The 24,063-nt window shown below is 61.0% G+C and carries 21 protein-coding genes and 2 pseudogenes; 11 read left to right on the plus strand and 12 right to left on the minus strand.

All coding sequences use genetic code 11. The features are described 5' to 3' along the window. Positions 1-90: 90 nt before the first annotated feature. The 8 genes from ASD02_RS06285 to ASD02_RS06320 all read right to left on the minus strand — a co-directional run bounded on the left by ASD02_RS06285 (position 91) and on the right by ASD02_RS06320 (position 10,413). Positions 91-1,089: a ScyD/ScyE family protein gene (locus ASD02_RS06285; protein WP_057220357.1), complete on the minus strand. Its 999-nt coding sequence runs from the start codon at positions 1,087-1,089 to the stop codon at positions 91-93. After that, positions 1,068-1,808: an SUMF1/EgtB/PvdO family nonheme iron enzyme gene (locus tag ASD02_RS06290; protein ID WP_057220383.1), complete on the minus strand. Its 741-nt coding sequence runs from the start codon at positions 1,806-1,808 to the stop codon at positions 1,068-1,070. The genes ASD02_RS06285 and ASD02_RS06290 overlap by 22 nt, the downstream gene beginning before the upstream one ends. Positions 1,809-1,824: 16 nt before the next feature. Beyond that, a complete protein-coding gene (ugpC, locus tag ASD02_RS06295) occupies positions 1,825-2,886 on the minus strand; it encodes a sn-glycerol-3-phosphate ABC transporter ATP-binding protein UgpC (RefSeq protein WP_057204775.1) in 1,062 nt (353 codons plus the stop codon). A 4-nt stretch (positions 2,887-2,890) separates the two neighbouring features. Further along, positions 2,891-3,751 (minus strand): carbohydrate ABC transporter permease, encoded by an 861-nt coding sequence (locus ASD02_RS06300; RefSeq protein WP_025429155.1) that lies wholly within the window; start codon positions 3,749-3,751, stop codon positions 2,891-2,893. A gap of 7 nt (positions 3,752-3,758) precedes the next feature. Continuing rightward, positions 3,759-4,682 (minus strand): sugar ABC transporter permease, encoded by a 924-nt coding sequence (locus tag ASD02_RS06305; RefSeq protein ID WP_057219005.1) that lies wholly within the window; start codon positions 4,680-4,682, stop codon positions 3,759-3,761. Positions 4,683-4,803: 121 nt separating this feature from the next. Further along, positions 4,804-6,063 (minus strand): ABC transporter substrate-binding protein, encoded by a 1,260-nt coding sequence (locus tag ASD02_RS06310; protein WP_057219007.1) that lies wholly within the window; start codon positions 6,061-6,063, stop codon positions 4,804-4,806. 736 nt (positions 6,064-6,799) lie between these two features. Beyond that, positions 6,800-9,268, minus strand: coding sequence for an adenylate/guanylate cyclase domain-containing protein (locus ASD02_RS06315; RefSeq protein ID WP_057219009.1), 2,469 nt, complete (start codon positions 9,266-9,268; stop codon positions 6,800-6,802). A 47-nt stretch (positions 9,269-9,315) separates the two neighbouring features. Next, positions 9,316-10,413, minus strand: coding sequence for a branched-chain amino acid ABC transporter substrate-binding protein (locus ASD02_RS06320; protein WP_057220358.1), 1,098 nt, complete (start codon positions 10,411-10,413; stop codon positions 9,316-9,318). Between the two features lie 186 nt (positions 10,414-10,599). Between ASD02_RS06320 and ASD02_RS36725 the strand changes: the two are divergent. Both ASD02_RS36725 and ASD02_RS06330 read left to right on the plus strand, forming a co-directional pair. Then, positions 10,600-10,911: pseudogene (locus ASD02_RS36725) on the plus strand (integrase); the annotation flags it as partial. Positions 10,912-10,973: 62 nt separating this feature from the next. Next, positions 10,974-11,252 carry a GNAT family N-acetyltransferase gene (locus ASD02_RS06330; RefSeq protein ID WP_057220360.1) on the plus strand — a complete coding sequence of 93 codons (279 nt, stop codon included), beginning with the start codon at positions 10,974-10,976 and terminating at the stop codon, positions 11,250-11,252. Between the two features lie 155 nt (positions 11,253-11,407). Here ASD02_RS06330 and ASD02_RS06335 read toward each other — a convergent pair whose 3' ends face one another. From ASD02_RS06335 to ASD02_RS06350, 4 genes are all read right to left on the minus strand, one after another. Next, positions 11,408-12,403: a TRAP transporter substrate-binding protein gene (locus tag ASD02_RS06335; RefSeq protein WP_057220361.1), complete on the minus strand. Its 996-nt coding sequence runs from the start codon at positions 12,401-12,403 to the stop codon at positions 11,408-11,410. A 30-nt stretch (positions 12,404-12,433) separates the two neighbouring features. Next, positions 12,434-13,696 carry a TRAP transporter large permease gene (locus ASD02_RS06340; protein ID WP_057220362.1) on the minus strand — a complete coding sequence of 421 codons (1,263 nt, stop codon included), beginning with the start codon at positions 13,694-13,696 and terminating at the stop codon, positions 12,434-12,436. Beyond that, positions 13,696-14,310, minus strand: coding sequence for a TRAP transporter small permease subunit (locus ASD02_RS06345; protein WP_057219018.1), 615 nt, complete (start codon positions 14,308-14,310; stop codon positions 13,696-13,698). Before ASD02_RS06345 ends, ASD02_RS06340 begins: the two co-directional genes overlap by 1 nt. Before the next feature lie 549 nt (positions 14,311-14,859). Beyond that, positions 14,860-15,792, minus strand: a complete 933-nt coding sequence (locus ASD02_RS06350; protein ID WP_057220363.1) for a LysR family transcriptional regulator — start codon at positions 15,790-15,792, stop codon at positions 14,860-14,862. A gap of 123 nt (positions 15,793-15,915) precedes the next feature. On the opposite strand from ASD02_RS06350, the gene ASD02_RS06355 reads away from it, so the two are divergent. From ASD02_RS06355 to ASD02_RS06395, 9 genes and pseudogenes are all read left to right on the plus strand, one after another. Further along, positions 15,916-16,962: an aromatic ring-hydroxylating dioxygenase subunit alpha gene (locus ASD02_RS06355; protein WP_057219019.1), complete on the plus strand. Its 1,047-nt coding sequence runs from the start codon at positions 15,916-15,918 to the stop codon at positions 16,960-16,962. A gap of 12 nt (positions 16,963-16,974) precedes the next feature. Beyond that, on the plus strand, positions 16,975-18,075 hold the full coding sequence (locus ASD02_RS06360) for an FAD-binding oxidoreductase (RefSeq protein ID WP_057219021.1): 1,101 nt from the start codon (positions 16,975-16,977) through the stop codon (positions 18,073-18,075). A 60-nt stretch (positions 18,076-18,135) separates the two neighbouring features. Continuing rightward, positions 18,136-19,251: a histidinol-phosphate transaminase gene (gene hisC, locus ASD02_RS06365; protein ID WP_063978418.1), complete on the plus strand. Its 1,116-nt coding sequence runs from the start codon at positions 18,136-18,138 to the stop codon at positions 19,249-19,251. A 121-nt stretch (positions 19,252-19,372) separates the two neighbouring features. Continuing rightward, positions 19,373-20,422, plus strand: a pseudogene (locus ASD02_RS40520) (DUF2817 domain-containing protein); the annotation flags it as partial. 162 nt (positions 20,423-20,584) lie between these two features. Then, entirely contained in the window at positions 20,585-21,337 is a 753-nt protein-coding gene (locus tag ASD02_RS40525; protein WP_057219272.1) for an ATP-binding cassette domain-containing protein, read from the plus strand. 77 nt (positions 21,338-21,414) lie between these two features. Then, entirely contained in the window at positions 21,415-22,212 is a 798-nt protein-coding gene (locus tag ASD02_RS06380) for a transporter substrate-binding domain-containing protein (RefSeq protein ID WP_057219023.1), read from the plus strand. 98 nt (positions 22,213-22,310) lie between these two features. Continuing rightward, complete coding sequence (locus tag ASD02_RS06385) at positions 22,311-23,018, plus strand: ABC transporter permease subunit (RefSeq protein ID WP_057204798.1); 708 nt, start codon at positions 22,311-22,313, stop codon at positions 23,016-23,018. Between the two features lie 3 nt (positions 23,019-23,021). Continuing rightward, positions 23,022-23,708, plus strand: coding sequence for an ABC transporter permease (locus ASD02_RS06390; RefSeq protein ID WP_057204800.1), 687 nt, complete (start codon positions 23,022-23,024; stop codon positions 23,706-23,708). 49 nt (positions 23,709-23,757) lie between these two features. After that, positions 23,758-24,063, plus strand: a 306-nt coding sequence (locus ASD02_RS06395) for an alcohol dehydrogenase catalytic domain-containing protein (protein ID WP_156408367.1), incomplete at its 3' end; no start/stop codon positions are given.

Raw genomic sequence — 24,063 nt, forward strand, 5'->3', positions numbered from 1 at the left:
TTGTCAGCGGTGAAGCACTCGTTGCCCATTTGAAGTGCGACCCGACACCCTCTTCGCCTCGATAGGTCGTCACACTGGTAGTCAGTGCGCCTATTCACGTGTCAGAAAATGGAGGTTGCCGCCCAGATCGGAAACGACGAGCCGCCGCTCGTCCCAGACGAGGACGGACACCGGTCGTGTCAAGGCGTCGAGAATGATCTTTCGGCTGCCCGTCATTGTGTCGAGTCTGAGCAAACGACCGCTGCCTTTCCGGAAACCTTCCGGCTGATCGTAGATACCATGTTCGAGAACAAGCATCGCTCCATCATTGTCGAAGGCGATAGCAACGGGCGCATTCAGGCCATCGACGTCAAGTCGCGGATTTGACGCGCCACCGGTTTCGGGGATCGATACGATCTTTCCAGCACCGGCAAGGAAAGGAAAGCCGCCGAACAGCGCGACATAAAGGCGTCGGTCGCGCAGCCCGATCCCGGTCGGCACAGCATCGACTTCATAGCTGTTCCCGGTTGCGAACTCTGTCGGCGAAAGATCCTGCAGTGCCGTCGCCGCCTCGGCCATACGGCGGAACGTCATGATCGTGTTCTTCTGCCCATCCGTTTGCACCCGTTCGACACTGTTTCGCGCGGCATCGATCACGTAGTAGACGCCGTTCGCCAAGATGAAGTCGAACGGATTCCAGAAATCGCTGCTGATGACGCGGACCGCGCCAGCCCCATCGATCGCAACGAGGGCGTGATCATACGGGCCTGCGTCGGAGTTGGCCGGCGTCCACCCTTGGGCGACGACAAGAACGTTACCGGCACGCACGACACGGTAGGGACCGGTCGGGTCGCCGATCACATCGAGGCCATGCGAAAAGACCGGACCGAATGCGACGAGCTTACCCTCCGCGTCGCGGCGATAAAGCCGGCCGCTGGCCAGATCGGTGACGAGCAGAGCCTCGCCGTCGCGGGACATACCGGCGAACGCGGCACCCGGCAGGTTAACGGTCTCTAGCCGGTAGCCGGGTGCGACTGCCGGCTCTGCGCTAGCGCCGACTGCCAGGAACAGAAGACCAGCAATGATTGTCAAGCCGCGGAGCGAATGCATCGGAAGCCACCATTGGCTGAGAAACGAAATTCCGGATTATAGGCGAGGCGATAGGTCGTCGTAAGGTGGCGTGCATCGCTGTTCCAGGAGCCACCGCGAAGCACGCGGTATAGCCCCGTAACGTTTGCCGCAGCCCCACCGTCATAGGGCGCGTAAACATCACTGGTCCACTCCCAGACGTTGCCGACAAGATTGAGGACGCCCTCGCTGCTTGCGCCATCGGCGAAGGACTCTGCTGGCGCGGTCATCGGATAACCGTCGCGCGCGTCGCCGGAGCAGCAGATATCCGCGCCGGAATTTGCCCGCACCAAGTCCCCAGGTGCCGAGCCCCACGGAAATGCGCTGCCCGTCGTTCCGCGTGCCGCTCTCTCGTATTGTTGCTCCGACGGCAGCGCCAACCCGTAGTGACGACAAAAAGCATCGGCGTCTCCCCAACTCACCCCGACGACCGGCCGGTCGTCCAATCCCAGAGCCGGGTGATTTGCGTAGAAGGCCGGGCGGTGACCGGTCTGATCGATGAAGCGTCCGTATTGTCGGTTCGTGATCTCGGTACGGTTGATCGCGAAGGCCCGCTCCCACAGAACGCGGCGCGGGTGTTCATTTTCGGGGCCGTCGTCACGACCGAAGACGAACGCGCCGGCAGGGATCTCTATCAGCGGATTGCCGTCGATGGGACCGGCATCGGCGGCGGCCGCGGCGAATGCCACTGTGATTGCAATTGCCGCCGTCCAGATGTCAGAAGTCGACACGGTATTGTGTCCCTCCATCGAACAGAAAGACGCGATCTGTCTCAACCTTCACGCCGATCCGCTGATCAATCTGGCCAGCGAAGTTCTTGTCGGCGCGCAAAGTCATCAGTTGGCCGCCTAGCTGCAGGCTTACAAGCGTGTTCTCGCCCGTGAGCTCCACCGAATAGATCGGCGCAACCAGATTGACGTCGGCATCCTCGGCTCCGGCCGCATGGACGTCCTCTGGACGCACACCGAGAACGGCGGAAGAGATGTTTGCCCGCCCAAGACCCGCCACCCTTAGGCCGGCCCTAACGAACACGCCGTTTGTCACCTCCCCGGGGATCAGATTCATCGGCGGCGAGCCGATAAATCCGGCAACGAAGAGGGTGCGCGGATCGTTGTAGATTTCCCTCGGCGTTCCGAGCTGCTCGATCACGCCCTTGTTCATCACGGCCACGCGGTGGGCGAGTGTCATCGCCTCTATCTGATCGTGGGTGACATAGATCGTCGTGACCTGCAGTTCATGCTGGAGATGCTTCAGCTCGGCGCGCATTTGCGTGCGAAGCTTGGCGTCGAGATTGGAAAGCGGCTCGTCCATCAGAAAAACACGTGGCGTGCGGACGATGGCGCGGGCGAGTGCCACGCGCTGGCGCTGACCGCCGGAGAGTTCCTTCGGCAGACGCGACAACATCGTGTCGAGTTCAACGCGCCGCGCGACCTCGGCTATTCGTCGCTTGTATTCGGCTGGGGGCACTTTGCGGATCTTCAGTGGATAGCCGATATTGTCCTCGACACTGAGGTGCGGATACAAGGCATATGACTGGAAGACCATCGCGACGTCGCGATATTTTGGCAGGACGCCATTGATGCGTTCCGCATCGATGTAGATATCGCCCGATGTCGCCTCCTCGAGACCGGCAACCATGCGCATCGTCGTCGTCTTGCCGCAACCGGAGGGGCCGAGCAGGACGAGAAACTCCTTGTCCCGGACCTCTAGATTGAAGTCGGCGACCGCGATGAATTCGCCGAACTTCTTGGAGACATTGGTGAACGTGACGGACGCCATGGTCTCACCCCTTGACGGCCCCGAGAGACAGCCCCCGGACAAGATGCTTCTGAACGATGAAAGCGAAGATGACGATCGGCACGCAGGCCATGAACCCGGCGGCGCTGATTTCCCCCCAATAGGTCTTGTACTGCGTCACCCGCCCGGCGATGCCGATCGGAAGCGTCTGCGACTGCTCGGTGAGCGTGATGATCAGGGAAAGCAGGAACTCGTTCCACGAGATGATCAGGCAGAAGATGGCCGTCGCCGCGAGCCCTGGACGCGCGAGCGGCAAAGCGACATGCAGGAATGCGCCCCAGCGCGTGTCCCCGTCGACGATCGCGGCCTCTTCCAGTTCGACCGGCAGATCCTGGAAATAACTCTTCATCATCCACGTTGCGAACGGCAGGTTGAAGGCGGTATAGGCGACGATGAGCGCCGACTTCGTGTTGAGCATGTCGAAGTAGTTGAAAAACAGGTACAGCGGAATGATGCTGACGATAGGAGGCATCATGCGCGTCGAGAGGATCCAGAACGAAATCTGCTTTCGCCACTGCCACGGATAGCTGAAGCGCGCCAAGGCATAGCCAGCCATCGTGCCAAAGCCTACGGAAATGATCGTGGTTCCGGCCGCAACGAGCAAGCTGTTCAATGCGTAGCGCAGGAACGGCCGCTGGATGAACGCTTCGTCGTAGTGCTTCAATGTCGGGTTGCGCGGCAGCCATTCGGGCGGTACTGCGAAGATGTCGATGTCGAACTTGAACGAATTCGCCGCGATCCAATAAACGGGAAACAGCGTCAAGATCAGCGCGATGAGGATCGCCAGATAGGCGGATAGTCTGAGAAGCATCTCCCGGACCCGGCTGCGTGTTCTTATCGTCGCCATCGTCGCCTCACTCCGCCAGCCGCATGCGCTTCATGAACCAGGTGCTCAGCGCGATCGTCACGAACAGCACGAAGAGCGAGATCGCCGCAGCGTAGCCGGGATCGGCGAAGCGGTAGGCGACCTGATAGATGTATAGACTCAAGACCTTCGTTCGGTCTGCCGGACCTCCCCCCGTCAGGATGAAGACCAGGTCGAAAAGGCGCAGCGCATCCATGACGCGCAGGAGCAAGGCAATGGCGATGACCGGCTTCAGGAAGGGCAGCGTCAGATCCCAGAACTGCCGCCATGACGAGGCGCCGTCGAGCGCTGCGGCCTCGTAGGGTTCGACCGGCAGGCTTGCCAGCCCCGCCAACATCAGAAGAAAAATGAAGGGCGTCCACTGCCAAACATCGGCAACGATGATCGAAAACATCGCGAGGTTCACGTCGCCCGCCCAGGCTTGCAGTGGAAGACCGAGACGGAACATGATTTCGTTGAGGACGCCAAACTGTGGCTCGTAGATGATCTTCCAGGTGATCGCGACGGCGACCGGCGGCAGCATCATGGGGATCATCAGGACGGTTTTGAGAAAGGCTAGTCGGCGGATGAATTTATCGAGGAGCAGCGCCAGGCCGAGACCGAGGAGGAATTCGGTCGTCACTGCCACGACTGTAAAGACAGTCGTGTTCCAGAGTGCGACGTGAAATTGCGTGTCGGAAAGCAGTCGAGCAAAATTGTCGGTGCCGACGAACTCCCAGGGCAGATCGGGGTTCGGGCTGATTTTGTGAACCGCGGCATAGAACATATAGAGGCTGGGAAAGATCGTCAGCCCGAGCAATATGAGGACCGTTGGCGCAAGCATGAGGATCCGCAAATGGCGCTCTGCCCAACGCTCCAGACCGCCGCCCATGCGAAGCGGCGTGGTCAATGTGCCTTGATCGGGCGTCAACATCTCCCTCCCGTGAACAGCTTGTCCATACGCACCTCAAACCCCGCGAGCGCTACGGGTAATTGCCGTCACCACCATGGGAGCGGGGCCCAAAAACCCCGCTCCGCGCAGATCGCATCGCCGCCTATTTAAGGCCCGTAATCTCTTCGACTGCTGCCTGTGAGCTCTTCAGCGCCTCCTCTGGCGTAATCGTGCCTGCGACGGCCTTGGAAAGCTCTATACCGAAGGCATTCTCGATCTCCGGCCACTTCGGATGGCGTGGACGAGGCGTCGAGGCCTGGATCGCCTCCATCAACACCGGATAGTGTCGGAACTGTTCCTGCGAGGTCAGTTCCGGATCGGCAAAGACCGAGGCTCGGACAGGCGGATTGCCGCGGGTGGCGGAAATCTTGATCTGCTCAGCCGAGGTCGCCCAGACCATGAAGTCGAAGGCCTCCTGTTTATTCTTGGAGGCCGACATGATGCCCATGGTCCAATGGCCGATTTCGGAGCTGCCCGGTTTCGTGCCCGCCGGAATTGGGGCGTAGGAAATCTTGCCAACCATCTTCGACTGGCTCGGATCCTCAAAGGTCGCAACCCAGTTCGGCCAGTTGATAGACGAGGCGGCGGCACCAGCAGCAAGCGCCGTACCCACTTCGTTGGCATTGTAGCTCTCGATCCCCTTTGGAGAAACGTCGCGGAGCGCCATGAACATCTTCATCGCGGCCGCGCCTTCCGGCGTATCGATCGTCACCTTCGTGCGATCCTCGTTAAACATATTGGCGCCGTAGGACCAGAAGATCGGCATGAAGTCGGCCACGACCGGGTTACCCTGGCCGCCCCGGAAGACATAACCGAAATAGCGACCTCCGCCGTTCTTGGTTAGGGTCTGGCTCGCCTTCAATACGTCATCCCAGGTCTTGGGAGCCTCGACGCCAGCTTCCTTGTACTTGGCGGCGTCATAGAAGAACATCTGGGCGTTTCCCACATACGGCAGGCACACATAAGGTCCCGTATTGTAAGGGGTGCGACAGATCGCCAGCGACTTCGACAGGAAGTCGTTGTCCGGGCCTTCCATGCCCGCATTCTTGAAGTATGGCGTCAAATCCTCGAGGTGTCCGTTCTCGGCGAAAAACGGAATCCACGGGTCATCCATCAAGATGATGTCGAACACGCCGGATTTGGTTGCCCCCGCATTGGCGCCCTGTTCGAACACATTGGCATAAGGCGCCTGCACGATCTCCACCTTCGTGCCCTTCATCTTCGAGTAGTCGTCGGCAGCAGCCCTAAGGCCGTCACCCTCGCTGCTCGATGGCACGAGGACTGTGAAATCGGCCCATGCGACCCCGTTGATCGCCAGCGCGGACGCCGCGGCAGCTAAGACGAGAAACAGTTTGCGAACCATCGTACACCTCCCATTCCGAGTTGATATCCAAAGGCCGCTTTTTCGTAGGGGGCCCTACCCTATCCGGAACGGCGGAGATGCGAGCTCGACGCCCATGCGAACAGACACGCGACAACTTGAAACGCCGTCCGGCATCTCCTCGAGCCGGCGCTGCTCCCAAAGCCGATTTTACCACATCAGGAGCATTATTTTGAGAGTCTGTATTAGCATTCGCTACTATTGCATATTGCGTGATCACAATTCTCAATTCCCGAACACCGTCGTATGTTCGCCCACGTCGGAATGTGATCTCAATTGATAGGAATGTAGGGACTGTGCCGGCCGAAATCCGGATCATAATATGTCCGCAGCATTCCCGGCGGCCTCAAAAACGCGATAGATTGGCTTGGTCTCCGGTGAGGCGGTGGTCGGATTCGTTATCTCTGCCCACATCAAAGGTGATTCCGCGCACTTCACGCTCACGTTCAAACGCTGGACGGGAGTTCCACCATCACGGTTTCAGATGGGCCGGGAATGAAAATCGATCATTAGATCGCTAGAACAGCACAGATTGTGCGCATCCCCGAGGCCTCGTCTGAGGCCATGGCAGATCCTGCCCGAATTGGAGCCGCCGATGCTGGGGGCCTCAGGCTGTAGCAGACCCGGGCAGTTCAGCTCCCGATGGGGACGATACATCACTGCTGGTCGACGAAGTGACCGCAGTAGTAGTCGTCGATCCGGGTGCGAGCGAACCACGCTACCCAGGCTTGTGGCAAAGTCGATCGAGCACGTCGCGAAGCGCAGTCGCGGCTTCATCTCGCTCGCCAGCAGACATCAACTCGGGTTCCGCTTCTAGTCTGAGATGCGGCAGCTCGGTTCGAACGGCGCTGCGTGCGGCGACCAGATTGGTCTTCAGATCGAGGACACGATATGTGGCGACGGGATAGGCGATACCCCTGATCTGGACATGCCCCAGCTCGACACAAGCGATTGTGTCCTTCACTTGCGCAAAGGTCTCATAGGAAATGAGCACTGCCCCCGCCGGCGCCTCCTGCTCGAGGCGCGAGGCGAGATTCACGGCGCCGCCGATTATCGTGTAGTCCATCCGATCTTCACTGCCGAAGTTGCCGACCGTGCAGTAGTCGGTATGAATGCCGATGCGGCATCGTAGCGGCGTTTCAATGCCGATGTCGCGCCAGATTTCTGAAAGTTCGCTCATCCGTTTCTGCATGGCGAGAGCCATCTCAACACAGGCGAGCGCGTCCTCCTTGACGCCGCGGGTCTCCGGGTCCCCGAAAAACATCAGGATCGCGTCGCCGACATACTTGTCGATGGTGGCGCCGTGTTCCAAAGCAATTTTCGACATTTCCGTCAGGTAGTGATTGAGGAGCTGGGTGAGATCCTCGGACTCCATCTTGTCGGTGGTCTCGGTAAAGCCGGCAATGTCCGAGAAGCATATCGTCAGCTTCTTCCGCTGGCTGGCGATCCTGACGTCCTGACGGCCGGTGAATATCGAGTTGTATACTTGTGGTGCCAGATACTTCGCCAGCTTGCTCGACAGCGCCTCGAGGGCTGCGGATTTCTCCGCGAGGTTCTCCTCCCGCTTTTTCAACTCCGTGATGTCCGAGTAAACGGCCACCGTGCCGCCGCCTGTGATGCGGCGCTCGCCTATCATTATCCATCGCTCGTCACTTCGCCGCTGCACCCACGGTTCACCAGGATTGCGGTGCCGGGAGAGCCGCTCGGCGACCCATTCCTCGAGGCGCCCCTCGGCATCCTTGATGTAGCCGCGCTCGGCGGACCGGCGGATGATGTGCTCGAATGTGGTGCCGGGCGTCAATTCGATCGCAACATCGCTGTAGAGCAGTTCGCGGTAGCGGCTGTTGCTGAGAACGAGCCGGTCCTCCACGTCATAGAGAGCGAACCCCTCCGAGATGCTCTCGATGGCATCTACGAGCCGTTGGCGTGCTTCAGCAACCTCGCGCAGATTCTTTTCCTCGATCTCGACAGCCGTGTCCCGGAACAGCCTGAGCGCCTCAGCCATGCGGCCGATTTCGTCGTGGCCCGCGGCAGGCAATGGCGCACAAAGATTGCCGTCGGCGATCGCGAGCATGCCCTGGCTCACGCTTCCCAGACGGGCGAGAAGACTGCGGTCGACATAGAGCCAGACAATCAGAATCGAACTCAACAGGCTGAGAACGGCCGAGCCAAGGACAACGCCGGTGCCGTAGCGCTGGACGACCGCGGCCTCGAGACCGGACGAGGAGATCTCACGGTTTGCCGCAGCGACAAGGCGATCGACAGCAGCGGTGAGACTGCGGGACAGCCGATTGTTTTCGGCCAGAAGTTTTTCGCCCTCAGCCAGGACGGCAAACTCGTCCTGTCTAGCCTTCGGTATGCTGTTGCCACCATCGATCAGCGCCTTGAACTCGCCCACCCGCTGTTGGAAGCGGGACCGTAGCTTCTCGTCGATCTCGGCTGAAACCGTTTCGAGGACGGCGAGCGACCGGCGCAGCGGAAAGAGCATCAATGCAAGATCGCCTGGCGTCGGCGCGTTCGCCAACTTAACCAGCGCGTCGTTGACGGCGGATATCTCCTGGTGTGCCCTCTGCTGGGGGATGTAGCCCTTAATCGCCTCGACCAGGTCGGAAGTCGCCGCCGCACGTCGGTCTGAGGCGAGCGACGCGTCGGCCGCGACAGTTCTCCATTGCGCAAGCTTGGAATTCATCACCAGGATGCCAGCCGCCAGAAGGCGTTGGCCTGCAATTGTCGTAGCCGATAAGCGACGTAACAACTCCTCCTTGCGCGCGACTACGGTGAGCTTGGCGGCGACAAGGTCGTCGAGTGCGTCGAGGTTTCGCCGCAGACCAAGCACCGCCGCCTCGATCTCGGCCACCGCCGCCGTGCCAAGCGTGCCCCCCTTGAGCGCGGCAAGCAGTTCCTCTAGGCGCGCCATCTCGACCCCGATCGCAGCCGAGACCTCGTTGTGCCGTACCTTGCTCGTTGAATTCAGTACAGACGGAGCAGTTGCCGCGACCCGCTCGGCTTGACGCGACAGTTGGAGGGACGCCAGCGCCGACGGCACCCGATCCTTGGTTATGCTGTCGACAACCTCGCCTACCTGGAGGAAGGCATAAAGAGCAGCTGCCGTCGCGAGCACCGCGAAGGTGCTGATGCCGAAGAAAGCCAGCAACAGGCGGCCGCGTATGCCTAGGCGTTCAAGCATCGCGGCGACACTTAATCTGAAGTGACGCGGCGGCGTGTGGCGGGCTGCTATTCAACCGGCACATACTCTCCACCCCGCCAGACGTACCACACCCAGCTTTGGTTCGTGAGGTCGCCCTTGTCGTCGAAATCGACCGGGCCGAGCACAGTGTCGAACTCCTGTCCGCGCAGTGTCGCGATGACCGCCGGCAGTTCGAGCGAGGCTGCCTTATCGACCGCTTGCGCCCAGAGTTGGACGGCAGCGTAGCTCAGCAGTGTGTAACCTGCGGGCTCGAAGTTTTCGGCACGGAACCGCTCCACCACCGGGGCAGCTTCGGGGTTTCGCCGCGGGTCCGCGGAGAACGTAAAGAGGGTCCCCTCGGCTCCCGGGCCGGCGATCAGCGCAAACTCTTCGGTAGCCAGGGCGTCGCCGGAGATGACCTGAAGCGCGTAGGCGCGGTCGCGTGCAGCGCGTACAATCAACGCAACCTCGGCATGATACCCGCCGACAAACAAAACGGCGATACCAGCGGCCTGTAACGCAGCGATCTCCGCCGAATAGTCGTTCTTAGCAGGCGTGTATGCGTCGTAGACAGCTTCGGTTACGCCCCGCTTGTTCAACTGCTTTCTTGTCTCACCGGCGAGACCCATACCATAGGTCGTGCCGTCGTGAAGGATCGCGATTTTCTTTTCGCCCCATTCATCGGCCAGGTAGTTGCCGGCCACGATCCCCTGCTTATCGTCGCGACCTATGACTCGAAAAACGTTGTCACGGCCCTGTTCGGTCAACAGCGGATTGGTCGATCCTGGTGAAATCTGCAGAACCGCCGCCTCCTCATAGATCTTTGATGCCGGGATCGAGGCGCCGGAGCAGTAATGTCCGACGACGAACACCACTCCGTCAGCCACCAGTTTCTTGGCTGCCGCCACGGCCTGCTCGGGATCGCAGAAATCGTCGACGTTGATGACGCGCACCTGCTGGCCAAGGACGCCGCCCGCCGCATTGATGTCGGCTACGGCCATCTCTGCCCCACGCTGACCCTGCTCGCCGATCCACGCGAGCCGTCCGGTCATCGCGGCCGAAACCCCGATCACTACCTCCGCCTGCGCGGGGCAGATGTAGATAGCCGCAAGCGCGGCAACAGCTATGGTGACCACGCGGTGCATCACTGTACCCCTAACGTTAGCTTACGCTAATCAAGTCGATGCCGACAGTCCTTTGCGTAAGTGCGGATACCTCGGCCGGTTCCGCAACAGCCTTGCCTCGCGTCAGCGTCGTCGGGCCGCCCGCGCAGAATGCTTTCTTGGCTGAAACAGCCGCAGCACTGCATGCCGAGCTCGGCAAGGAAGGACTGGCGTGGCCTCACCGGGTACTTCGACGCACCATCGCTTAAAAGTGCACTCAGATTGGCCGTGAGAGCCAGCAATCGCCCACGTCAGCGAAAGAGCAAAAAGGCCGTTACGGGTGATACTCTCGTCCTGTTGCTGGCGACCTGCGCCAGTAACCGCCTGATTGATCTGCGCGATCAGGCAGGTGGACGTAGACAATCGGAAATCGCCGGCCTGCGTGTGGAGGATTTGACCGACGAGGAGCCAGTTTTTGCCGATCGCAAAGGCAAAAATTCCCTTCCCCTGTCGTGTTTGACGATCCATCTTGGCCGCACGCTGAATTGAGCGAGATCCGCCCCAGGCGACCGTCCGCCGAAGAGAACGATTGGAGTGAGACAATGAACGGCACGATCACCGACAATGTCGCGGCATCACGCTTCGAGCTTGCTGTCGGCGATGAGCTTGCCGTTGCCTATTACCACAACGAAGACGGCCGGGTCGTTCTCACCCACACGGAGGTTCCACAGGCACTTTCCGGGCAAGGCATCGGCACACGGCTGGCGCGTGGGGTCTTCGAGACGCTCCGCCAAAGACAAGCTCGCATTATCGCCAAATGCCCGTTCATGGCCGCCTTCGCGGTAAAGCATCCGGAATATAGCGCGATGCTCGATGGATGAGTTCGGTGCGGCAAGTTGCCGACGGTCTCAGGCAAATGGTGTGATGCCCGCCTTCAGCCTCCGGCGTTCCGTGCTCAAGGGCGGCGGTATGTCAGACTTTGCCAATACGGCTTTCCCCCGAGGGAAAGCCGTATTGTTACGTGAAACTGCTTCCGTCAGAGGCTTGCGCCGACTTCCCGCAGCTCCTTCAGAACCGGCGCCTTCGGCAGCCAGATCTCGTCATAGGCGGCGATGATCTCGGCGGTGTTCTGCAGGTCTATATCGACGATCTTGATACCGGTATTCTTGAAGTTCTGCAGGAGGGTGGCTTCCTTTGCGACGGTTGCGTCGATCTGTTTGTCGAGCTCCTCGCGGGTCAGGCGGGCGATAAGTTCGCGATCCGCTTCGGGAACGCCCTTCCATATGCGGCCGGAAGCCAGCGCGACACAGGGCATGAAGATGGCGTTCATGCGCAGCATGGTCTTGGCGACCTTGTCATATCGCTGGTTCCAGGAGAGATCCAGGTCGGCTTCAAGTCCGTCCACCTGCCCGTTGGACATAGCGTCAAACACCTGCGGCGTCGGGATTGGCGTCGGCGCTGCGCCGAGCAGCTGATAGAAGTCACGGTAGGCCGGCGTCGTGTTGATACGCAGCTTCATACCCTTGATATCTTCAATGCCGCCGGTTTCCTGGCCGGTGAAGACGACGCGCAGGGTGGTGATGCCGTAACCAAGTCCAATCGTGCCGGTTTGGGCAGGCAGTACGTCCAGCAGCTTGATTGCGGCAGGGTGACGAACGAGCGCAGCGACCTTCTCGGTGCTCTTGACGAGCCACGGCGCATTGATGGCCGCGATCTGGGGAATGCGCGAGCCGAGTTCCGCGGTCATGATCCAGCCGAGATCCAACGCACCGGACTGCATCTGCTGCAGCATGGCGCCTTCGTTGCCGAGCTGGTTCGAAGGGAAGACCTGGATCGCGAGGCGCCCGTTTGTTTCTTCGGAAAGACGCTTGCCGACGGCTTCAGCCGCAAGGTTCCAGGGGTGGCCCGGTGGCGTGGTGATGCCGAGACGATAGATCTTTGCAGTCTGTGCACGCAGGATCGACGGTGCGGAGACAGCCGCCGCGGCTCCCAGCGAGACGCTCTTCATCAAAGTTCGACGCGTAATGTTCATGGCAGGTTCCCTCTGTTGTGAGTTTATGGGTTAGGAGAAGTAGGTCGACAGTGCCGGGAAGATCGAAAGCAGCACGAGGATGACGCAGCAGATCAGGAAGAACGGCAGCGTTACGATGAACATCTTGCCGGGCTTCGCCCCCGTTACTGCAGCGGCAATGAAGAAATTCAAGCCGACCGGCGGAGACAGGAAGCCGAGGACCAGGTTGATCACCGCAACGACGCCGAAATGCACCGGATCGATGCCGTAGACTTCCGTCGCAATCGGCAGCAGGATCGGAACGGTCATGATCAGCCCCGGCGCGCCATCGATGACCGTGCCGATGACGAGCAGGATCACATTGACCAGCAGCATAAACGTGACCGGGTCTTTCGCGATCGTCTGGATCCATTCCGCCACGTGCTGGGGAACCATTCCGTAGACGAGAACCCAGGAAAATACGGCAGCCGCAGCGATCAGGAACAGAATGCCGGCCGACAGGACCCCTGCCTTGACGAACATCTCGGGAAGCTGCTTCAGGCGGAGATCGCCGGTCACGAAACGCCCGACGAGGATTGCGGCAACCACGCCCATGGCCGCGGCTTCGGTCGGATTGGCGAGCCCGGTCACGATCGATCCCACGATGATCAGCGGGATGATCAGTGTCGGCGCGGCCTTCAACGTGATGGTCACACGCTCGCGCATCGGCAGGCTGGTGCCGCGCGGGTAGTTGTAGACGTATCCCATGAGCGCGATGACCACGCAGAAGGAGATGGTAAGGATGATGCCGGGAATGATGCCGGCGGCCAGCATGGTTCCGACGGGAACCTGCGCGATGACGCTGTAGACAACGAACATGATGGAAGGCGGAATGATCGGCCCCAGCATGCCGGCATAGGCTGTCAGACCGGCAGCGAAGGTCTTGTCATAGCCCTTCTTTTCCATTTCCGGGACGATCATCTGCGACATCAGCGCAACCTGGGCCGCGGCCGAGCCGAGAATGGACGCCACGAACATGTTTGCGAGCAGGTTCACATAGGCAAGGCCGCCCTTGAGCGCGCCGACGAATGCCATGGCCATGTCGATGATACGCCGCGTGATGCCGCCGCCGTTCATGATCTCGCCGATGAGAATGAACAGCGGAATGGCGATCAAGCCGTAGCTGTCGAGACCCATGAACATTTGGGTGGGAAAGGAGACGAACAGGACCGTATTGTCGCTTTGCCAGATATACGCCGCCGCCGTGAGGCAAAGCACAATGGAGATCGGCAGGCCGACTAGCATGAGGGCAACGAATGCGCCGAAGGTAAACATCAGGCGGCTCCTTCTGCAGTCGTCAGCGAGACCTGTACGCGTTTGCGCGCGATGCCGAGGTCTTCAAGCAGGTTTGCAGCATTGTGGACGATGAGCGTGAGAGCGAAGATCGGCAGAATCAGGTTGACGATCCAGGTCGGCCATTCCAGCGTCTGGGTTCGCTCGGTGTAGAGGAAGTTGAACGTTTCGGCGGCAAAAGCCTGAGCGTCGAAACCGTGGGAAGCGATGCCCAGCGGATCCAGCCAGATCCAGCACACCACCGCAAAGCCGGTCGCAAAAGTCAGCGATATTGCGGTGGAAAAGGCGCGCAGCCGCGCGACCCATTTGGGTGACAGTTGATCCGACAGAAGCGTGACGGCGAAATCGATCCGCAGCCGCGTCATGACCGAAGCCCCGATAAAGCCAAGCCAGATCATGGAGAAGATCGAGGCCTCGTCGATCCAGTAGATTGGCACCTTGGCGAATCGGGTGACGACATTCACCAAAATCAGCGCCAGCAGCACCGTTATGAAAATCCCGGCCAGGAACTTCTCACCGCGCAGGAGCGCCTGGGACAATCCTGTTATTTTCTCCGCCCAGAGCGGTTGGTTTCGTGGCTCCCCGGTCGATGACATCGCACGCCTCCTCCTACTGCATACTTCTTGTATTTATAAAGTATACATGGTCGCGCTTTGTCAACCGCTTTTCAAGCCGGCTAAGAAAGTCGGCACTGCTCGGTGACCGTCGTTACCTATTCTGCTGCAGGTCACGCCTCAGGTCGGGAAAGCGCCTCAAGGCGGTAACAGGGCTAACGTTGGCCTGACGGTAGAGAACGTCGACGATCTGATAGCGGATCTCAAAGGCGACGATGGATACCAATTTCCCCGGGGTCGTCCGGTCCAGGGAAGCCAATCTGGTAGCGCACCGCGAAGCGGAGCTTTATACGGCTGCTCTCCGTCGAGTTGTTTGGTTTGGAGTAGTCGTCGTCACCACATCGATCAGCTTTGCGCGGTGCTTGAGAAAGTCGTCCCCTGATAGAAACCGACACTCTCGTTGAAGCCTCCCCATTGAACTTGCGCCTCGGGAAGTCCCCGTCGGGTGAGATCCAAGGAGCATTCAAGTGATGCGGCTCGTCGATTGATGGCGGGCAAGCCCGCGTATAGCAGCCGTGACAATACTTCACGTCAGGTGGCTGCGCCTTTAGCCGGAGCGGACAGCAGCTCCTGTTGTCTCGCTACCCCGATTAGCCATTTGTGAAATTTTTGCCCGAACGGCTTTTCGAGAGCCGTCCGGTCCCAGGCTAAGTAGTAGCTTTCGGACAGTTGCATGCGAATGTCGAAGGGAACCATCAAGGCGCCGGAGGCAACCTCATCCAGTACCATCGAAACCTGTGCGAGAACGAATCCCCTACCGTTCACCGCCGCGTCAATGGCACTGCTCGACAAGGCAAAGGAAAGGCCAGAGAACGTTTGGCGGCCATCGGCATGCACCAAGGAGGCCCAGTCCCTCCATTGCGGCGAAGCCTTGTAATCCGCCTCCCATTCCACGTTTAGCAGCGGGAATTTGAGAATGGCCTGCGGACTGTCGAGGACACGGTTGGCGATCAACGCGGGCGAACAGACCGGTACGACCCAGTCGGTGAACAGATTTGCGACATGCTCGTGCGCATAGGCGCGCCGGCCGTAGGTAATGCGGAAGTCCACCTGCTCGATACCGATGCGGGGCTCTTGCTCCTGGCCGAGAATGCGCACACTGGATTCCGGACAGAGGGACTGCCAGTCGAAAATCTTGCGACCGACCCACCTGTTGGCGACCGAGGTCAAGGCACTGAGGACGATCCCGGTCTCGTTCCTGGCGCGCGTGAGAATATTGGCGGCATGGGAGAGCTGCTGAAAGCCTTTCGCGACTTCCCGGTAATACAGCCGACCCCATGACGACAATTCGACCCGCCGCCCACGTCGCTCCAAAAGCGTGAGCCCAAGACATTGCTCCAGGTTTCGTACCAGTTGGCTGACGGCGCCGGGCGTTACAGCGAGATCCTCCGCAGCGGCGCTGACCGAGCCACATCGTCCGATCGCCTCAAAGGCTTGCAGGCCGCGCAAGGACGGGTTCGACATCGTTAGGCACTCCTCGGACAGGTCGCTCAATTTAGAAAATCTAAAAAAGAACGCAGGAGCTGGCAACTTGTTGGCACAAAAAAAACGGCGGACATTCGCTTAACAAAACGCAAGGAGAGCGAAATGTTTCTCAAGAATGCCTGGTATGTCGCAGCCTGGGATCAAGAGGTCGGCCGCGAGCTGAAATCCGTCACGATCCTCGGCGAACACATCGTTCTTTACCGCAAGCAGGATGGCCATGCCGCCGCGCTAGAGGATGCCTGTCCCCATCGGAAGCTGCCGCTGTCCATGGGCCGCATCAAAGGTGACGACGTGGAATGCGGCTATCACGGCCTGACCTTCGATTGTTCGGGCTCCTGCACGCGGGTTCCGGGCGCCGAGCGCATTCCGCATGTCGCCAAGGTGCGATCTTACCCAGTCCACGAGCGCTACGGCCTGCTTTGGATCTGGATGGGCGATGCCGAGAAGGCGGATCCGAAGGAAATCTTCGAAGTCGAGTATTTCGGCAATCCCGCCTGGGGAATCAATCGCGGCGAGTCCATGACGCTCAACTGCAATTACCTCTACATGACGGACAACCTGCTCGACCCGTCACATGTCGCCTGGGTCCATCAGTCGTCCTTCGCCAGCTCGGCCTGTGAGGAAACGCCGCTCGAGACGACCGTGAAGGACGACGGCGTCACCGTCTGGCGCTGGATGATCGATTCCGAACCGGCCCCGTTCTACGCGCCCTTCCTGCAATTCGAGGGCAACACCGACCGCAAGCAGCACTACGAGGTGCGCTATCCGAGCAACGCGATCATTAAGGCCATCTTCGCGCCGGCCCACACCGGCGGGGAAGGCCGCGTCCTGCCAGAAAACACCTTCCTCATGGACAGCTACAACTTCATGACGCCGGTCGATGAAAACCGGACCAAATACTATTGGTTCCAGATGCGCAACTTCGCGCCGGACGACGCCAAGGTTTCCGAGAGATTCGCAAAATCCGTACGGGGCGCCTTCGAAGAGGATCGCGTCGTGCTGGAGGCGGTCCATCACGCAATGGCCAACATGCAGACACCGAACCTCGACCTGAAGATCGACGTCGGCCCGATGCGCTTTCGCCGCAAGCTGGCCCAGATGATTGCCGCCGAGGCGAAAGCCGACACGACCAGCGAAGCGGCTGAATAAGGATCAATCCGGATGCTCGATGCCGCGGCCTCGCGCTTTCGCCCCTTCGAAGTTGTCTCGAAGGTGCGCGAAAGCACCACGATCACGTCTTTCCGCCTTGCCCCTCTCGAACGGCAGCACTGGCGGCCGTTCGAGGCGGGACAGTTCCTGACGATGCGCGTTCCCGACCGCAAGGGTGGCCATGTCCTGCGCAACTATACGGTCTCCTCGTCCCCGCGCGAGGAAGGCACGTACCGGATAACCGTGAAGCGTGAGGCCGCACCGTCGCAGGACGTGCCGGATGGCCTGAGCTCCTGCTGGCTCCATGACGAGATCGAGCCCGGCGCCGTCGTCGAGATTGACCCGCCGCGCGGTGCCTTTAAGCTCGACAGCGCGAGTTCGGGGCCTGTCGTGCTTCTTTCTGGCGGCGTCGGGCTGACACCGACGGTCTCGATGCTGAATGTGCTGGCAAGGGAAAGCGACCGCCCCGTCTGGTTCATCCACGCCTGCGACAGCGCGGCCGTTCATGCGTTGCGAGAGGAAGTCGAGCAACTCGCCGCCCAGCGGTCCGGCATCGCCGTACACTTCTGCTACCGTTTCGCCGAGACCGGCGATCTCGCGGTCGCCCGGTGCCACTCGACGGGTTTCCTGACGCGCACCACGCTTCAGAGCCTTCTGCCGCTCGACGACTACGATATCTACATGTGCGGGCCACCGCCCTTCATGCGGGCCATCTACGGCATTCTGACTGGTCTCGGAGTGAGGAAGGAACGCATCGCCTACGAATTCTTCGGGCCGGCGAGCCTGTTGTCGGAGGCCGGGCAGATGACGGCGCGGCCCGCGATGGCGCGCGCCGCCGAGCCAGCCACCGAGGGGGACGGCCCACGCATCGTGCTCCAGAAGTCGGGGCGCAGCCTTGCCTGGGACGGGACGAGCGAATCCATCCTTGCCTTCCTGGAGGCACGGGGCATCGAGCCTGAATTCTCCTGCAGGGCGGGGGTTTGCGGGACTTGCGAACAGGGTCTCGTCTCAGGCGAGGTCGACTATTTCGAGGAGCCGCTCGACGCGATGCCGGACGACCGGGTGCTGTTGTGCTGCACCAGGCCGAAATCCTCGATCGTGCTCGATCTCTGACGCGCTCAGAACAAGAGGCTGCGGCCTGAACCAGGGTGTCCAATCCCCGAAGGAGGATCCGTGACGAAACCGCTCCATACCGAAATCCCGCTCAATCCGCATGTAGCAGGCCTGCCGCCGTACAATGCCGGCATGAGCATCGCCGCCGCACAAAAGCACAGCGGTCGGCAGGACATCGCTGCCCTTGCCAGCAATGAAAACCCGGATGGCTGTTCGCCGGATGTCGCGGCGGCGCTCGCCAACCTCAATCCGTCGCGCTACAGCGACCCGGCCTGCACGGTGCTGCGGGCGGTGCTCAGCCATAAGCTCGGCGTTCCCGCTGAACGCATCGTGGCCGGTAACGGCTCGGAGGAGATGATCGCCGCGGTCTGTCGCGCCGTGCTGCGTCCCGGTGCCCTCGCGGCGACAGTCTGTCCCGGTTTTGGGCTGCACGAGATCGAGGCGCTGGCCAATGGCGCCAAGGTCGTGAAGGTCGGCATGCGGACAGATCTGAACTTCGACATACCGGCGATCGTCGCCATGCTCGAGCGGGCGCCGGTGATTTTCTTCCTCTCCTCCCCCTCCAATCCGGTCGGCCCGGCGCTCGACCGCGAAAGCCTGGAGCGCATTCTCGCGGCGGTCACGCCGCAGACGCTTCTCGTTCTAGACGAGGCCTATTTCGAGTTCACGGACGAAGACATGCCTGACGGCCTCGCCGCGCTCTCGGCCACGGGCCTGTCCTGGGTCGTATTGCGAACCTTTTCCAAGGCCTACGGCCTTGCCGGCCTGCGTGTCGGTTATGCTGTGATGTCCGATGCGCGGCTCGCGCGCGCCGTGACCGCGGCCAAGACACCGTTCAACGTCAATGCTGCCGCGCAGGTCGCAGCCGTCGCCGCACTGGCGGACGAGGCATGGATGCGCTCTTCGGTTGCCGCATTGAAACGCGAGCGGGCACGTGTGGCCGATGCCGTTGCCGCCATGGGGCTTTCGGTGGCCCGATCGCAGACGAACTTCCTGTTCATCGACGTCGGCTGGGACAGCCGGGCGGCGCTGAATCACTTCCTGTCGAAGGGCATCATCGTCAAGCCGTGGAAAGAAGAGGGTTACGAGACCTTCATCCGTGTGACGATCGGCACGCCCTCGGAAAACGACCGCTTTCTCGACGCGCTTCGCGCCCTCGCCAAGCGTGAAGGATGAGGAGACGCCTGCGACGTCCCCTCCAATCCGACACACAAGAAGGGGTCGGGCCGCGACCCCACGGGAACGAACAATGAGCGCAAACGCACGTCAGCACAAAGCAAACCGGGAGCCCCCTCGCATGTCCCCTTCAACGCCATCCGGTCTTTTCGCCGGCGATTTCTCGGCCCTGCGCGCCCGGTTTCTCTCCGCCGCGCGCACCGCTGGGGCTAGTGTCGTCGAATACCTGCATCCGCTGCACGGACCGAACGGCGAGCGTCTGGCGACCGACGTTGCCTATCTTGGACGCGATGATGCCAAGAAGCTCCTGGTGTTGATCTCCGGCACCCATGGCGTCGAGGGTCCTTTCGGCTCGGCCTGCCAGACTGCCTGGCTTTCACAAAATTCGCCCTGGCAGCTCCCCGACGACACCGCGGTCCTAGCCATCCACCTCATCAACCCCTGGGGCACGGCCTGGACGCGCCGGGTGAACGAAGACAACGTCGACGTCAACCGCAATTTCATCGACTGGCAGAAAGCGCCGCCGAAAAACGAACGGTATGCCGCACTGCACTGCGCGCTCGTCTGTCGTGCCTGGGAAGGCCCGGAGCGCGATGCCGCAGCGGACGCCTACGAGACCGCGAAACAACGGCTCGGCGGCTATGCCGGCATCGCCCCGATCGTTGAAGCCGGCCAGTACGACTTTCCGAATGGCCTGTTCTATGGCGGCGACGGTCCCGTCTGGTCCAACCGCACCCTCATCGAGATCCTGTCGACGTTCGCGCAGCAGGCCACCGAGGTCGTCGTCTTCGACCTGCACACGGGCGCGGGCCCTTACGGCTATCCTGCCCTCCTCTCCGTTGCTGAGAACGAGCACGACGGTTTGGATTGGGGGCGGCGCATCTTCGGTCCGACGCTCTCGGTCGTCGTCACCGGCGAGAATGCAACCACAGATACCGGCATCTCCGCGACGGCCACCGGCTATGTCTCGGCCGCGGTGCGAGACGCGCTGCCGAAGGCGCGCGTCCTGCCGTTGGTGGTCGAATGCGGAACCCTCGACGGCGCCACGGTCGCGGATGCGGTTCAGGCGGACAACTGGCTTCACTTGTTCAGCAAGATCGATACCCCGCTCGGCAGCAGGATCAAGGAAACCCTGCGCGCCGCCTTCATTCCGGAGGACGCTGACTGGCAGCGCACTTGTCTTGCCGCTTCGCTGCGCCATTTCGACCGTGCCTTCGCAGACCTCAAGTCGGTCGGCGGCGCAGGTGCCGAAAAGCCGGTTCCTGCGGCGCCGGCCGTCACCGTCGTCGCCCACCCGGAAGCTAGCGGTCCAAGGCTTGACGAAAGGCCGGCGATCGAAGTGCACGACATCCACAAGCGCTTCGGTCCCCTCCCCGTGCTCAACGGCGTCAACATCTCCGCGCAACCGGGCGAGGTCGTGTCGATGATCGGCTCCTCCGGTTCGGGAAAGAGCACGTTCCTGCGCTGCATCAATTTGCTCGAACAGCCAAACGACGGGCGCATCGTTATCGATGGCGAGGAAATCCGCATGAAGAAGACGTCGGACGGCAGCGCCGCGCCGGCCGACATGCGGCAGGTCGAGCGCATCCGCTCACGCGTCGGCATGGTGTTCCAGAACTTCAATCTCTGGCCGCACATGACAGTTCTCGAAAACATCATCGAGGCGCCGCGGCATGTCCTTAAGGAAGAGCGGCAGGCGGCTGTCGACCATGCCCATGCGCTCCTGAAGAAAGTCGGCCTCTCCGACAAGCACGACCAGTATCCAGGCCAGCTGTCGGGCGGTCAGCAGCAGCGCGCCGCCATCGCCCGAACGCTCGCCATGCGCCCCAAGCTCATCCTCCTCGACGAGCCGACCTCCGCGCTCGATCCCGAGCTTGTCGGCGAGGTGCTGCGCGTGATCCGGCAACTGGCCGAAGAAGGAAATACGATGATCCTCGTGACGCACGAAATGCAGTTCGCGCGCGAGGTCTCGCACAAGATCCTCTTCCTCCATCAGGGAAAGGTGGAGGAGGAGGGTGCCCCGGCGGAGGTCTTCACCAACCCGCGCTCCGAACGCATGCGCCAGTTCCTGGCCCGTACGCTCTGACATTCCTGCGCCATCACCCGTCCGGGGATCTCTCCGGACGAGACCCAACAAGAAAGCTCAACATGGGGAACCAAAACATGAAGCTCAAAAGTCTATTGCTCGCCACGTTCTTCGCCGCCGGTCTCGCCGCGGCCCAGGCCGCCGAGGGCGAATTGTCGATCGGGACGGAAGGCGAGTATCCGCCATGGAGCATGGCAGACTCCGCCGGTAACGTGACGGGTTTCGACGCCGATGTCGGGACCCTGCTCTGCGCCAAGCTGAAGATGAAGTGCCATTTCGTCGTGCAGGCCTTTGACGGTCTCATTCCGGCGCTCAAAGCCAAACGTTTCGACATCATCATTTCCGGCATGTCGATCACGGCTGAACGCAAGAAGCAGATCAACTTCTCGGTCGGCTATGCGGAACTCGCAAACATGTTCGTGGTGAAGAAGGATTCCGATCTCGCCGGCATCAAGGACATCGATGCGCTGCTGAAATCGCTCGACGGCCGCACGGTCGGCGTCCAGGCCGGCACGACCCATGCCCATTTCGTGGAAAAACGCGCCTCCTCCGCCGTCCTGAAGACCTACGACACGCTCGACCAGATGCAGATCGATCTCGCCAGCGGCCGCGTCGAGGCCGCCTTCGCCGATGCCTCCGCCCTTCAGGATTTCCTGGCGCGCCCGGATGGCAAGGACTTCCAGTTCGTCGATGTGAAGGTGCTCAGCACTTTCGATCCGACGCTTGGCGAAGGCATCGGCGTCGGCATTTCGCAGGAGAATACCGAGCTGAAGGCCCGCATCGACGAGGCGCTCTGCGAGTTGGTCGCTGACGGCTCGATCGGCAATACGAGCCAGACCTGGTTCAAGACGGACATCTCCCGTCCCTGCCAGTAACACCAACACGACGTCTCCCGGGTGAGGAAAGGCCGTCAGGTCGATCCTTCTTCGGGGGGCTTCATCCGACAGGACAATGCGAAGGTTGGGCGGGTTCGATGGAACTTGGATTATGGCAGGTATGGGACGGCGGCTGGATCTCCGCAATCCTGCGCGGCGCGGCGATCACCGTCGCCCTTGGGGTCACGAGCATGGCCTTCGGCATCGTCATCGGCGTTGCCTGCGGCCTGATGAAATGGGCGCGGCTGTTTCCGCTCACGCTTGTCGTGGACGTCTACACGTCGATCGTGCGCGGCGTCCCGGAACTCCTGATCATCTATCTCCTCTTCTTTTCCTCCGTGGAATTCGTAGCCCAGGTCGCCGCGGCGTTTGGCTATGAAGGTCTGGCTGGCAACGGCTACGCCTTCACCATCGCAGTCGTTGCAATCGCAGCCATATCGGGGGCCTATTCGACGGAGGTCGTGCGGGGGGCTCTGGCTGCCATACCGGCCGGACATATCGAAGCGGCGCGGGCGCTTGGGATTCCAGGCAGGCGCATCTTCCGCCGCATTATCGCCCCACAGATGCTGCGGATCGCGGTACCGGGTATGAACAATGTCTGGCAGACCACGATCAAAGACACCGCGCTTGTCTCCGTGGTCGGTTTGCAGGAACTGATGCGCGCGGCCTTCGTCGGGGCGGGTTCGACCCGCCATCCCTTCATCTTTTATCTCATCGCCGCTGTCGTCTACCTCGCAATCACGCTGATCAGCCAGGGTGGTTTCGATTGGATCGAACGCCTTCTGCGTCCCCGTACGAGGAAATAGGCCATGGATTTCGAACTCGTTCGCCTCGCAGTTCCGACCCTTGCCAAGGGACTGTGGCTCACCGCTGTCCTGACGGTCACTTCGATCGTCATCGGCTTCAATCTCGGTCTGGCGCTTGCGGTCATGCGCCTGTCGAAAAACACGGCTCTGAGCAGTTTTGCCAAAAGCTACAGCACCGTTTTCCGCGGCACGCCGCTACTGGTCCAGCTCTTTCTCTTCTACTACGGCCTCGGCCAGCTTTCCTTCGTGCGCGACAACCCCATGCTCTGGTGGATCGTCGGCGATGGCGCCCATTGCGCTGTTATGGCGCTGGCACTCAACACGGCGGCCTATACGTCGGAAATCCTGCGCGGCGGCCTCATGTCCATTCCCGGAGGGCTCGTCGAAGCCGCTCAGGCCTGCGGCATGTCGCGGCTCCTGCGCTTTCGCCGGATCACGTTTCCCCTCGCCATCAGGCAAGCGCTGCCGGCCTACGGCAACGAGCTTGTGCTCGTCGTCAAGGGTACGAGCCTCGCCTCCACCATCACCGTCCTCGAAATCACCGGCCATGCAAAGCGGCTGATGAGCCAGACCTATGCAATCCTCGAAATATTCGCCATCGCCGGTGTGCTCTATCTCCTGATCAATCTGGTGCTGATCACGCTCGTACGGCTCCTGGAAGCCCATCTTACGCGCTACCTGCCCCGATAGGCCTACTGCCTGAAATGGCCGAAAACGTTAAAAGGAAAGAGAAATGTCCATGGATGTACGCGCCGCCGTCGCCGTTCAGGCCGGCAAGCCGCTGGAAGTGATGACCGTTCAGCTCGAAGGCCCGCGGGCCGGCGAGGTKCTGATCGAGGTCAAGGCGACCGGCATCTGCCACACCGACGATTTCACGCTTTCCGGCGCCGACCCCGAAGATCTGTTCCCGGCGATCCTCGGCCATGAGGGTGCCGGCGTCGTCGTTGATGTCGGCCCGGGCGTGACCTCGGTCAAGAAGGGCGACCATGTCATCCCGCTCTATACGCCGGAATGCCGSWCCTGCCCGTCGTGTCTGTCGCGCAAG

The organism is Ensifer sp. Root1252, from assembly GCF_001425885.1.
Classification (GTDB): domain Bacteria; phylum Pseudomonadota; class Alphaproteobacteria; order Rhizobiales; family Rhizobiaceae; genus Ensifer; species Ensifer canadensis.